Source organism: Janthinobacterium sp. 67, assembly GCF_002797895.1.
Lineage (GTDB): Bacteria > Pseudomonadota > Gammaproteobacteria > Burkholderiales > Burkholderiaceae_D > Janthinobacterium.
Map to the genome: position 1 here is coordinate 1532704 of NZ_PGES01000001.1, position 13062 is coordinate 1545765.

The 13062-nt window shown below is 64.9% G+C and carries 8 protein-coding genes; 3 read left to right on the forward strand and 5 right to left on the reverse strand.

Annotated elements, in window-relative coordinates; genetic code table 11:
- Positions 1–51 precede the first annotated feature (51 nt).
- The 5 genes from CLU90_RS06925 to CLU90_RS06945 all read right to left on the reverse strand — a co-directional run bounded on the left by CLU90_RS06925 (position 52) and on the right by CLU90_RS06945 (position 9211).
- Positions 52–1353, reverse strand: a complete 1302-nt coding sequence (locus CLU90_RS06925; protein WP_232731103.1) for a TolC family protein — start codon at positions 1351–1353, stop codon at positions 52–54.
- On the reverse strand, positions 1353–2666 hold the full coding sequence (locus tag CLU90_RS06930; RefSeq protein WP_100427498.1) for an HlyD family type I secretion periplasmic adaptor subunit: 1314 nt from the start codon (positions 2664–2666) through the stop codon (positions 1353–1355). The genes CLU90_RS06925 and CLU90_RS06930 overlap by 1 nt, the downstream gene beginning before the upstream one ends.
- Positions 2663–4816, reverse strand: coding sequence for a type I secretion system permease/ATPase (locus tag CLU90_RS06935; RefSeq protein ID WP_100427499.1), 2154 nt, complete (start codon positions 4814–4816; stop codon positions 2663–2665). Before CLU90_RS06935 ends, CLU90_RS06930 begins: the two co-directional genes overlap by 4 nt.
- A gap of 96 nt (positions 4817–4912) precedes the next feature.
- Positions 4913–5584 (reverse strand): PEP-CTERM sorting domain-containing protein, encoded by a 672-nt coding sequence (locus CLU90_RS06940; RefSeq protein ID WP_100427500.1) that lies wholly within the window; start codon positions 5582–5584, stop codon positions 4913–4915.
- Between the two features lie 117 nt (positions 5585–5701).
- Complete coding sequence (locus tag CLU90_RS06945; RefSeq protein WP_198511163.1) at positions 5702–9211, reverse strand: SdrD B-like domain-containing protein; 3510 nt, start codon at positions 9209–9211, stop codon at positions 5702–5704.
- 393 nt (positions 9212–9604) lie between these two features.
- Between CLU90_RS06945 and CLU90_RS06950 the strand changes: the two genes are divergently transcribed.
- The 3 genes from CLU90_RS06950 to fos are packed head-to-tail and all read left to right on the forward strand — an operon-like array spanning position 9605 to position 12816.
- On the forward strand, positions 9605–10657 hold the full coding sequence (locus tag CLU90_RS06950; RefSeq protein ID WP_100427502.1) for a hypothetical protein: 1053 nt from the start codon (positions 9605–9607) through the stop codon (positions 10655–10657).
- A complete protein-coding gene (gene recJ / locus CLU90_RS06955; RefSeq protein WP_100427503.1) occupies positions 10654–12354 on the forward strand; it encodes a single-stranded-DNA-specific exonuclease RecJ in 1701 nt (566 codons plus the stop codon). Before CLU90_RS06950 ends, recJ begins: the two co-directional genes overlap by 4 nt.
- 48 nt (positions 12355–12402) lie before the next feature.
- Complete coding sequence (fos, locus tag CLU90_RS06960; protein WP_100427504.1) at positions 12403–12816, forward strand: fosfomycin resistance glutathione transferase; 414 nt, start codon at positions 12403–12405, stop codon at positions 12814–12816.
- Positions 12817–13062: the final 246 nt, after the last annotated feature.

Sequence of the window (13062 nt, forward strand, 5' to 3'; positions counted from 1 at the left end):
TTTCATGCATCAAGTCTGCGTGATCCATGTGTGAAACCGCGCACGCCGGCCCTATTTTCCCTCCTGCGCCAGGCCGAACACGGCCAGCAGCCGCCCCGCCAGCGCATATTGGCGCATCTGCGCCAGGGTCAGACGGTGCAGCTGGTCGCCGCGCCGCTGCTGTATCGTGAAATAGCTGTCGCGCGTCTGGATGACCTGCTGCAGGTTGCGCCGGCCTGCCTCGTACTGGATGGTCCCGCCGCGCACGACGAAGGCCATCTTCTTTTCCTGCTCGTCGAGCAGGGCCAGGGTACGCTGCGCATTGGCGATGCGCGGCAGCATGCTGGCCAGGTCGGCGCGCGTGCCCTGCTCGGCGCGCGCCACGTCCGCCTCGGCCGTCTCGGCGCGGCTGATGCTCTCGTCGCGCTGCGCCAGGCTACCGCCGCCCAGCGGGAATTCCCAACTCACACCCACCGACCAGCCCCGCTGCTGGATGGTCGACGGCGGCGGCGTGGTCTTGTTATTGAGCAGATGGCTGACATTCAGGTCGATTTTGGGGGCCAGGGTGGCCGCCACGCCGCGCACGCGCAGCTGGGCCGCCGCCGCCCGCTCGCGCGCGGCGCGCAACTGCGCGTGCTGCGTATCGGCGTTTTCCAGGGCTTGCGCCGGCAGCGGCGCAAACGCGAAATCGGCAAACTGCGCCACCGGTTCGAAGGCCAGCGCTTCGAGCTTGATGCGCGCCGCCTGCTGGTCCGTCAGCAAGCCATCGTGCACCAGTTCCGCGTCCAGCTGCGAACTTTGCGCCAGTTCGCGGTCCACTTCCGAGGCCTTGCCCAGTTCCGCCTGGCGCGTCACCTGCCGCACCAGGTGCGTCACGTCGCGCAGCCGTTCCTGCGACTGCAGCAGGTTGCGTTCCAGGCGCTGCATGTCGAAATACGCTTCGGCCAGCTTTTCCGCGCTGTCCGCGCGCGCGCGCTCCACGTCGAAGGCGGCGCCCGCCATGTCGCGCTCGGCCGCATCGAGTTCGGCGCGGTCGGCGCCGCCGTTGTACACATTCCAGCGCACGCTCGCCTCCACCTGGTGCGTGCGGCGTTCCACGTCCAGCGCGCCATCGAGGTCCTTGCTGCGTCCCCGCGTCGCCTGCAGCGCCGCCGTCGGGAACAGGCGAGAACGGGCCTGCCTGTAGCGCGCTTCGGTGGTGGCCAGCGCCGCCTGCGCCGCGACCACCTGCGGATCGCGCGGCACGGCACGCGCCAGCAAGGCCGGCAAGCCGCGCGCGGACTGCGCTTGGAAAGCGGCCGGTGGCGTGGACTGTACCGTTTGTGCCTCCGCGTTGGCGCAGGCGAAGGCCATGCAAAGTAAAAAAGTACGCATCACCGCTCCTGCAGGGAAGACTGCAAGCCGCGCAGCACGGGCTTGAACACATATTGCAGCACCGAGCGGCGCCCCGTCAGGATGCCCACGTCGACGGGCATGCCGGGCGTAATCGGCAGCACCTTGCCGTGCGCCGTCAGCTGGCTGCGATCAGTACTCAGCTGCACCTCGAAATACGGCTCGTTGCGTTCATCGGGAATCGCATCGGCGCCCACGCGCACCACCTGCGCCTGCACGCGTCCATACGTGGTGGCGTCATACGCCAGCACATTGGCCGAGGCGCGCTGCCCCACGTGGATGAAACCGATGTCCGACGGCTTGACGCGCACGGAAATCAGCATTTCCGAATCGGCGGGCACGATTTCCAGGATAGGCTTGCCCGGCTGCGCCACGCCGCCTACCGTCGCCACCAGCACGCGGTTGACGACGCCGTCGACGGGCGCCGTCACGTCGCGCCGGCTCACCTGATCCTGCTGGCCCTTGACGGTACTGGCCAGGGCGCCGGCCTTGGTTTCATATTCGCTGCGCTGGGCGCCCCACTGGCCGCGCATGCGCGCTTCCACTTCGCCCGCCTGCGCCTGCGCCTCGGCCAGGGTGGCCGCCAGGCGCGGCACGGAGGCGCGCAGGCCGTCGAGTTCCGTGCGCTGCTGCTGCACGCGCTGCTGGGCATTCAGGTAGTCGCCGCGCGAACCGGCGCCCTCCTTGAACAGGCGCTCTTCGATCGACAGGCTTTCCAGCGCGATTCTCAAGCCCGTGTCCAGCTGGGCGATGCGGCTGTGCGCCTCGGCCAGCTCGCCGCGCCGGCGCGTCACGCCTTCGCGCGCGGCCGCCGTGGCCGACGCGAATTCGCGCTGGCCGTCGCGCCACAACTGCGCTTCCTTGGCGATCAGCTCGGGCGCCTCCTGCTGCCATTCCGACGCAAACCGGGGAGTGCCGCCGGACAGCAGCGCGTCGAGGCGCGCCCTGCCCGCCAGCGCGGCCAGGCGGTTTTGCACGCTGGCGCCCAGGTTGGCGTCGTACTGGGCCGTGTCCAGGCGCAGCAGCAAGTCGCCGCGGCGCACGCGCTGGCCCGGTTTCACGAGCATGTCGCGCACGATGCCCCCTTCCAGGCTTTGCACTTCCTGCAGGTGCGACGGCGGCGTGATGGCGCCACGGCCATTCACGGACACGTCGAGCTGTGCAAAGGTGGCCCAGGCCAGCACCAGTACCAGCAATACGGCGATCAACGCCAGCATGCGGATGACGATGGTCTGCGGTTCGCGTTCCGGGTCCGGGTGGGCCGCCGGCAGCGGGCGGGCGTTCAGGGCGCTCATGCCGCCACTCCCTGTTCCGCCACAGGCCTGGCCGCCTGGCTGTTCAACACGCGCATGACCTCATCGCGCGGGCCGTCGGCCACGATGCGCCCCTTGTCGAAGACAATCAGGCGGTCCACCAGCGCCAGCATGGCCATGCGGTGGGTGACCAGCACGATGGTCGTGTCTTTCAAGGTGCGCAGCCGGCCGATCAAGCGCTGCTCGGTGGCCGGGTCGAACATGCTGCTCGGCTCATCGAGCAGCAGCATGGGCGGTTTCGCGAGCAAGGCGCGGGCCATGGCCACGGCTTGCCGCTGGCCGCCGGACAGGCGTTCGCCCCGCTCGCCCACTTCCGTCGCCACGCCGTTGGGCAGCTGGGTGATGATGTCGTCGAGGCAGGCCAGGCGGATGGCATCGAGCAGGCTGGCGTCGCCGGCCTGGCTGCGTCCCAGTTCGATGTTCTCGCGCAGGGTGCCGTGGAACAGTGTCACGTCCTGCGGCACGTAGCCGATCTGGCGGCGCAGGCTCAAGGGGTCCAGCTGGGTGCTCGCCAGGTCGTCGAACAGCACGCTGCCGCTTTGCGGGCCGTACTGATTCAGCAGCAAGCGCAGCAAGGTGCTCTTGCCGGAACCGAGCTTGCCGATCACGCCGACTCTTTCGCCAGGACGGATGTGCAAATTGAGTTTATCGAGCAGCGGTGGCGAATTCGGATAGGCAAAGCCCACGTCGCGAAATTCGATGCGCCCGGACAGGGGCGGCGCCTGCAGGCTGGCCGCGTCGTCATCGGTCGGCGCTTCCATGATTTTATTCAGGGCGTGGTAGGACAGCTTGGTTTGCTCCCAGCGCATGATCAGGCCCGCGATCTGGCTCACGGGCGCCAAGGCGCGGCCCGTCAGCATGCTCACGGCGATGATCTGGCCCAGGGTCAGCAGGTGTTCGCCCATCAGCAAGGCGCCCGTGGCCACCACGGCCACGCCGGACAGTGCCAGCACGGCCGTGTTGATGTAATTGACACGACTGACGATTTCACGCGTCTCGACGCTGTTGGCGGCGATGGCCACCGTCAGGCTTTCCCATTTGCGCCGGCTCCACGCTTCGGCGCCCAGCGCCTTGATCGTGTCGAGACCATTCATGGTTTCAAACAGGTGCGCCGTGCGCTGCGCGCTTTCCTGCATCGAGGCGGCCACGTGGCGCGCCAGGGCCGCGCGCGAGGCAAAGGCCACCAGCAGCAAAATCGGGATGACGGCCAAGGGCACGAGCACGAGCCAGCCACCCACTAGGGCGATCACCAGCAGGAACAGCAGCAAGAACGGCAAGTCGCCCAGGGTCGTCAGGGTGGTCGAGGCAAAAAATTCGCGCACGGATTCGAAATCGCGCACGGTATTGGCCAGGGTGCCGCCGGAAGCGGGCCGGCTGGCCGCGCGCAGGCGCAGGCACTGGGCAAAGATGCTCGACGACAGGGCCACGTCCATGCGGCGCGACGCCGTTTCCACCAGTTCGCCGCGCAGCAGGCGCAGGGCCAGCTCAAAGCCCGTCAGCACCACGACGGCGATCGTCAGCACCCACAGGCTGGACGTGGCATTGTTCGGGATCACGCGGTCATACACGGCCATCGCATAAAACGGCACCAGCGCGCCGATGATATTGAGCACCAGGGTGCCCAGCAGGGCCCAGCGGAAGACCCAGCGGTTGCGGTTGAAGACATCCCAGAACCAGCGCCCCGCCACCGGCATGCTGTAGAGCAGACTGCGCTGGTCGAAAAACAGCACGGGCCGCACGGCCACCCAGCGTCCAGCGGGCACTTCCTGCGCCAGCGCGGCCGCGTCCAGCCAGGCGCTGCCTTCTATGCCGGGCACGTGGCATTCATATTTACCACCGGTAATAGACAGTATCACCAGCGCCTGCCCTTCCCCGTTGAGCAGCAAGGCCGGCATTTCCGTCGGACGGCGCGGCGTGCCTGCTGGCAGCGCCGTGCCGGCCAGGGTGGCTTGCGCCAGCGCCTGGCCGAGGAAATCGGCGGCGGCCGGGCTGGCCTGGGCCGCCACGCTGGCGCGCAGGCGCTCGGCCTGCACGGCCACGCCGAAAAAGCGCGCGAGGAAGACGATGGCCTCGGCGAGCGCATCGGTGGACATGCCGGCGGAAGCGGTGGAAGTGTCGGGGGGTGGGGTCATGATGGATTCACAATAAAACACTGCGGCGCGCCGGTCGGGCGCGCCGCAGCGGGAACGCCATCGCTTGCGCGATGAGCGATGATTAATGAGTAATAATTAACTCAGCGCGGAAGCGCCCTTGCGGCGGCGCGCCATGAAGCCCAGCAGGCCCAGGCCCGCGACCAGCATGGCCCAGGTTTGCGCTTCCGGCACCGGCGACACGGAAAGCAGGGTTTGCGAAGCCGGGTTGACGCTGCTCAAGCTGGTGTAGCTGTACAGGTTCTGGATGGCGCCGTTGCCCGTGGCCACGCCCAGCATGGTGTTGGCCTGGCTGACGACGGCATTGCTCAGGTTTTTGAAGCGCAGGTCGCCCGTCAGCAGGTTCGTGTTGTCGTTATTTAATTCCCACAGGGCCAGCTGGAAGGCGGCGGCGCTGTTGGCGCTGGTCGACACATTCGCGATGGACGAGGCGTAATAGCCTTCATACAGGCGCTTGACGGAGTCGCTGGCGGCAAAGGCGCCGCTGCTGTAGCTGTTCGAGCTGTTGCTCAGTGCGACATGGGGGTCGAGGCAGAATGCGAGGAAGGTGTTGCTGTCGTATTTGACTTCCCACAAGGTCGGCGAGATGGCGTTGCCCGAGCCGAAGGCGCCACCGGCCGCCGTAAACAGGCTGACGCTGTGCGAATCGACGACTTGCAGGTTGGAGGCGGCCAGGGCGCTGCCGCTGGCCAGGGCGAAGGTGGCGGCGGCGATGGCGCCGCAGACGAACAGGTGCATGGATTGTTTCATCGTGGTTTTCCTATTTCTGTTATCAAGTGTGGAGAAAAGCGTGGAAAAACGCCGGCGCCCCGTGGCGGGCGCGCCGGTGCGGTATTGCCGGGCAGGATTACGGGCCGGCAAAGGACATCAGGCAGCCATTTCCTGGGGCTGGACATGCGCGTGGGCCATGGCGCGGCGCAAGAGGTCGGCCATCTCGCACTGGGCCTGGGCCTCCGCTGCCGGAGCGGCGGCGGCTGGAGCGGCGGCCACCGTGGTCACCGTGCCGTCCTGGCCCAGCACCACGTCGAGCGTGCTGTCGTCGCGCAGCAGGTCGGCCATGCTCGGCAAGGCCACGCCGGCGGCGGCCGCATCCTTGGCGTCGACGTTGAAATACACATCCGTCATGTCGACCGACTTGCCGTCGGCCAGGGTGGCGCTGCTGCGTTCAAGGTGCAAATTGCTGTTGGCGTCGAGGAACGGCAATTCCGTGTAGCTGACCGTCAAGCTGGCCACGCCGGCGTCGTGCAGGGACATCAGCTCGCCATCGTCCGTCACGCCGTTGCTGTTGGCATCGCGCCAGATGCGCAGTTCGGCGAACTTGTCATCGTGCGCATCGACCACGCCGTCGTGGTTCAAGTCATAGCTCGACAGCTTGGCAAAGCCCGTGCCCTTCTCGTTGCCGCCGAACAGTTCCGAAATATTATCGATCTTGCCATTGCCATTGCTGTCGATGGCCAGCAAGCCATCCTGGGCCGAGACCCAGCCCGTCTGGATGGCGCTGCCCGTACCCAGCAAGTCGAAGCTGCCGTGGAAATCGGCACGGGCGATCGTGTGCACGCCGTCGCCGTTGAGGTCGATGACGATGGGCGTGATGGCCGCATCCCAGCTCATGTCGTTCTGGCCCGACGCCAGTTTCAGGATGTCCGTGTAGACCACGTTGGACGTCGTGCCATTGCTGTTGACGTCCGAATCGATGTTGTCGTTCATGCCCACGTTCTTCGCGCCCCACTTCCACGTATCCATGGCGTAGCCCGCGTGATACACGCCCGACTTGTCGAATTTGAGCGAATAGCTGCCCGGATCGAGGTTGCTGAACAGGTAGTTGCCGTAGGCATTCGTGTAGGTGGTGGCCAGCAGCGCGCCGCTGCCCGAGTACAGCTGCACCTTGATGTTGGCGATGCCTGCCTCGTTGTAGTCCTGCACGCCGTCATGGTCGGCGTCGCGCCACACCTTGTCGCCCAGGCTGGCCTTGCGGTAGATGCCCGCATCCCAGCTCATGTCGTTCTGGCCGGCGGCCAGGTTGATCAGGCCCGAGCGCCCCGTGCTGACATCGACGTCGGAATCGGCCGTGTCAACGCCCACATTGGCCTTCGTGTAATAAAAGCCCGATGGACGGATGACTTCGACCTTGTAGCCGCCGGCCGCCAGTTCGCTGAACAGGTAATTGCCGCTGGCATTCGTCGTCGTCGTGGCGATGACCTGGTTGTACGCATTGAGCAGGTTGACTTTCACGCCCGCCACGCCCAGTTCGCCAGCCTCCTGCACGCCGTTGTAGTTCTTGTCTTCCCATACGCGGTCGCCGATGGATGCCGTGTTCAGTTTCACGAGGCCCGCATCCCAGTCCAGCTGCACGTCGCCCGACTTCAGGGTAGCCCACGTGGTGGTCAAGCCGGTGGCCGGATTGACGTCCGAATCGGTGGCGTAACCGCCGATATCGGCCTTGGTGAAGCCGTAGCCGGCCGGCGGCACGAAGCCCAGGTAATAATTGCCGGGGACCAAGTTGCTGAACAGATAGTTACCGCTGGCATCCGTGGTGGCGCTGGCCACGACGGCGCCTTGCGCGTTGTACAGGCTGACTTTCACGCCACAAACGCCTGCCTCGCCCGCATCCTGCGTGCCGTTGCCGTTCGCGTCGAACCACACGCGGTCGCCGATGGACGCCGTCTTGTACAGGCCCGCGTCAAGGTCCTTGTAGTTCTGGCCGGCAGCCACCGTTACCTGGCCGCTGTTGCCCAGCGTATTGATGTCGCTGTCGAGTGCATCGTTGCCGCCCGCATCCTTGACCGTCGTCAGATAGCCGGCCGGCGCGACGACGGCGATCGAATACGTGCCAGGATCGACATTGAAGTTGTAATAGCCGGTGGCGTCCGTCACGGTCGAACCGATGACGCTGCCGGCCGCGTTTTTCAACTGCACGGTGACGCCGACTATGCCGGACTCGCCCGCATCCTGGATGCCGTTCGCGTTGCTGTCGTGCCAGACCCGATCGCCCAGGGTGGCTGGCAAGGCGACGATGCCGGCGTCCACGCTGTGATTGCTGTCGCCCGAGGCCAGCAGCACTTGCGCCGTGCGGCCGTCGGCATTCGCGTCCGAGTCACGCTGATCGTCGCCGCCCTGGTCCTGGCCCGTGAAGGCGTAGCCGGCTGGCAAGGTGGTTTTATCGAACTGTACGCTGTAGGCGCCCGGTTTCAGGTTCGTGAACAGGTAGTTGCCGTTCGCATCCGTGATGAGCGGGCTGCCGACGGCGTTGCCCGATGCATCGAGCAAGGTCACTTTCACGCCTGCGGCGCCCGCTTCACCGGCGTCCTGCACGCCGTTCTTGTTCGTATCGAACCAGACCCGGTCGCCCAGCTCGGCCGTGCGGTACAGGCCCGCATCGAGGGTCAGGTTGGTTTCGCCTGGCGCCAGGGTGACGGGCGCCATCTTGCCGGCCGCATCGATATTGCTGTCCTTGGCCGTGTCGCCGCCCTGGTTCGCTGCCGTCGGCACGTAGCCGGCGGGCGCCACCACGGTCACCGAATAGGTGCCCGGATTGACGTCGAAGTGGTAGCCGCCGCTGGCGTCCGTCGTGGTGGAAGCCACCACGTTGCCAGCCGTATCCTTCAATTGCACGACGACATTGGCGATGCCCGCCTCGCCCGCGTCCTGCACGCCGTTGGCGTTCTTGTCTTCCCACACGAAATCGCCGAGGTGGGCCATCGGCACCTTGAAGGTCAGGTAATGGGGCGCCAGGCTCAGGTCTTGCGCATTGCAGCCGGCCGTGCCGCCGTCATCGCGCACCTTGAAACCGAGGTCGAAGTCGCCGGCGACGGTCTGGCTCGGCACGAAGACCAGATGGCCCGCGCGGATGTCGTCGATGGAGACTTCCGTCCCCACCGCGACGGCCACGCCGTTCAACAAGACCTGGCCCGCCGTGGTGGTATTGGTGATGACGATGGACTTGAAGCCGTCGTGCTCGACATCGTCGTGGAAACCGAAATCGCTTTCGCTCAGCACGACGCTGGAACCGTCGACCAGGGTGAAAGTCTTGTCGGCCGCATCGGGCGCGTCATTGACGGGATCGATGATGACTTGCAAGCTCAGCTGGACGATATCGCCATTGCCCTTGTCGATCGTCACCTCGATGGTCGAGAAACTGCCATTGTAGTTGGCGGCCCAGTCGCCGGGACGCACGTACACGGTGTCGGCGTCGAGCATGCCGAACAGGGGCGTGTTGACGGTCGATTCGGTATCGTCCGGCAACAAAACCGTGAAATTCTTGATATTGAGTTCGCCTTGCACCGAGTAGCCGGCCTGTATCAGCAGGTCGCGGATATCGAAATTCTTGTTGATGTCTTCGCAGACGTGGACCGTGGTCGACAGGTTATAGGTAGTCATGCGACCTCCTGACGGCATGCCACGGCGGCTGCAGGAGCGGAAATACGGTGGGCCAGGGCGCGATCAGCCTGGCCGCGCAAAGCGGCGAATGTATACATGGGTGGGCTTCCAAGAAGGGACTTGTTTAAAAAATGAAGCCGGCAGATCTTGTATACGGTTTCGAGGGACACAGGAGCCAGACGACGCAACCACGCAGCAGGGGGGTGATTGTATTTCTGATATTTAAGTTGTCGCAATTATATCCACTATCTTTTCAAAAGCAAATTATTTTCCATTAATATCGATAAAATTTTTATAATTCTTTGCGCATGTCCGGCGCGCATCTGTCGCCATCGCAGGCCTGAAAAGCGATACGCCTTTTCGGCCCGCACCACAATCGCCTACAATCTCGGGATGAATCAACTTACCCTCGTCCTGCCCTTCGCCTTGCCCAATGCCGAACTGGCTGCCGACCTGCTCAAGGTCTTGCAGGCGCCCGCCCTGGCGGCGCTGCTGTCGCGCAGCTCCACTTGCAATTTGGAAACTTTTGACAATGCCAACCGCCTGCTGCCGCATGAAGCGTGGCTGGCGCACGCCTTGGGCCTGTCGCTTGCGCCCAACGGCGAGGCGGCGCGAGCGGCCTTCGCCGCCCAGGCCATGCGCGGCTACGGTCTCGCGCCGGAACCGGGCGCACGCTATTTCCTGCTGCATCCGGCCCATTTGGCCGTTGCCCGCACGCACATCAGCATGGAAGAGCTGCGCCAGCTCCAGCTGAGCGAAGCGGATGGCCGCACCCTGTTCGAGACGGCGCGTCCGTATTTCGACGAGATCGGCCAGCCCCTGTCGTATGGCGACGCGGGCACCTGGTTCATGCGCGCCGATGCCTGGTCCGACTTGCAGTGCGCCACGCCCGATGGCGCCACCACGCAAGACCTGTCCGTGTGGATGCCGGAAGGCGAGCACGCGCGCGCCGCGCGCCGCCTGCAGAACGAAGTGCAGATGCTGTGGCACGAGCATCCCGTCAATATGGCGCGCGAAGAACGGGGCTTGAAAGCCATCAACACCTTCTGGATCTGGGGCGGGAGCCTGGCCAAGGCGGAAGCTGTGCGCTGCGCGGCCAGCCTGCATGTGGCGGATGCGCCCGGCTGGCTGGCCGCGCTGGCGGAACCGGCGCAGCGCGATGCCAATCCAAACAGTGTGCTGGCCAGCACGCGGGACGCGATCGTCGTGCTGGACGGCTTGACCGAAGCGGCGCAGGCGCAGGAATGGGGCATGTGGCTGCAACAGTTGCAAGCGCTGGAAGCGGACTGGTTCGCGCCCCTGCTGGCGGCCGTCAAGGATGGCCGCCTGGGCCAGTTGCGCCTGGTGCTGAGCCACCGCGACGCCTGGCTCGATTGCACCACCAGCAAGCACGCGCAGCGCAAATTCTGGCGCGCGATTACCCTGAACAAGTTGAAAGCATCATGACCCGTACCCGCATCGCCACCCGTCCCTGCCCCTACCGCGAATCCGAATTGCTGCGCCAGGGCGGCATCCACCCCGTGCTGGCCCGCTTGTACGCGTCGCGCGGCCTGTCCGACGCGAAAGAACTTTCGATCGAGCCGAAAGACTTGATACCGCCATCGGGATTGCTGCACATCGGTGCGGCCGGCGTCTTCCTGGCCGACGCGATCGCCGCCAAGAAACGCATGGTCATCGTGGCCGACTACGATTGCGACGGCGCCACCGCCTGCGCCGTGGCCATACGCGGCTTGCGCGCCATGGGTGCCGACGTCGATTTCATCGTGCCCAACCGTTTTGAATACGGCTATGGCCTGACGCCGGAAATCGTCGAGCTCACTGCCCGCGAAAAATCGCCCGACATCATCATCACCGTCGACAATGGCATCGCCAGCATCGACGGCGTGGCCGAAGCGAACCGGCGCGGCATCCAGGTGGTCGTCACCGACCACCATTTGCCGGCCGACGCCTTGCCCGACGCGGCCGTCATCGTCAACCCGAACCAGCCCGCCTGCGGTTTTCCGTCGAAGCATCTGGCGGGCGTGGGCGTCGTGTTCTACGTGCTGCTGGCCCTGCGCGCGGAACTGCGCCGGCGCGGCGCGTTCGATGCGCAAACGCAACCCAAGCTCGACAATCTGCTCGACCTGGTGGCCCTGGGCACGGTGGCCGACGTCGTGCGTCTCGATACGAACAACCGCATCCTCGTCGCGCAAGGTCTCAAACGCATGCGCAAGGGCAATATGCACGCGGGCGTGGCCGCCCTGTTCCGCGTGGCGGGCCGCGAAGCGCGCAGCGCCACGCCGTTCGACCTGGGCTTCGCGCTGGGTCCGCGCCTGAATGCGGCCGGCCGCCTGCAAGACATGTCGCTGGGCATCGAATGCCTGGTCACGGACGACGAAGGCCGCGCCTGGGCGCTGGCGCAGCAACTGAACGACATCAATTTGAAGCGCCGCGAAATCGAGGCGGAAATGCAGGATACGGCCCTGCTGCACCTGGACACGTTCGAGCCGGCCAACAGCAGCACCATCAGCGTGTTTGATGCATCGTGGCACCAGGGCGTGATCGGCATCGTGGCCTCGCGCCTGAAGGAAAAATTCTACCGCCCGACGATCACGTTCGCGCCCGGCGCGGACGGCTGGATCAAGGGTTCGGGCCGCTCGATTCCCGGCTTCCACATGCGCGACGCGCTCGACCTCGTGTCGAAACGGGCGCCTAGCCTGATCGACAAGTTCGGCGGCCACGCCATGGCGGCGGGCTTGACCATCCGCGCCGACGCTTTCGACGCGTTCTCGAAGGCCTTCGAAGCCGTGGGCCAGGCCTGGCTCAGCCAGCAACAGCTGGAACGGGTCGTGGAAACGGACGGCCCGCTGGAAGACGCGTATTACACGACGGCTTTCATCGAGCTGATGGATGGCCAGGTGTGGGGCCAGGGCTTCGCCCCGCCCGTCTTCTGCGACGAATTCCGCGTCGTCAGCCAGCGCATATTGAAAGAGCGCCACTTGAAACTGCTGTTGGAAAAGAACGGCGTGCGCTTCGACGCCATCTGGTTCGGCCACACGGACGCCTTGGGCGAACGCACGCGCGTGGCCTTCCGGCTCGATGCGAATGAATACAATGGCACGACGAAAGTGCAGTTGATGGTGGAGCACGCCGAACCTGTCTGATGGTAGCTGCCCAAACCCATCGCTCACCTTTCTGACACCTTCCAGCCCATGCTGACCGGCCTGAACCACCTCACCCTGTCCGTGCGCGACCTGGCGCGCAGCATCGTCTTTTACCGCGACATGCTGGGTCTACGCCTGCATGCGCGCTGGGACAGGGGCGCGTATCTGTCGGCAGGGGAGCTGTGGCTATGCCTGTCGCTGGACGGGCAAGGAACGGCTGCGCTGGCCAGCCCCGCGTACACGCATTACGCGTTTTCCATTTCCCAGCAAGACTTCCCCGCCTTTGCCGCCCGCCTGCGCGCCGCCGGCGTGCCCGAATGGCAGCAAAACCGCAGCGCCGGCGATTCCCTGTATTTTCTCGATCCGGACGGCCACCAGCTGGAAGCCCATGCGGGCAGCCTGGCGCAGCGGCTGGCAGCCTGCCGCGCAGCGCCGTATCAGGGCATGGTGTTCGAGGATTGAAGCTGGCAACAGCGCATATTCAATAAATTCGTCAAATTCATTATATCTCAAAAAAAACAAGCACCGTGGTTGTGAAAAAACACTGTCATGCATCGATACACCCCTGATAACCTTGCTTTTAAGACTTAATGAAGCTGACAAGATTCCATTCAGCAATAGGCGAACTCACCACATTTTATTGCAAAACTAAAAATATTGATTGAAAATAGTTAACACTTATTTGGCAAATTCATTAGAATTGATAAC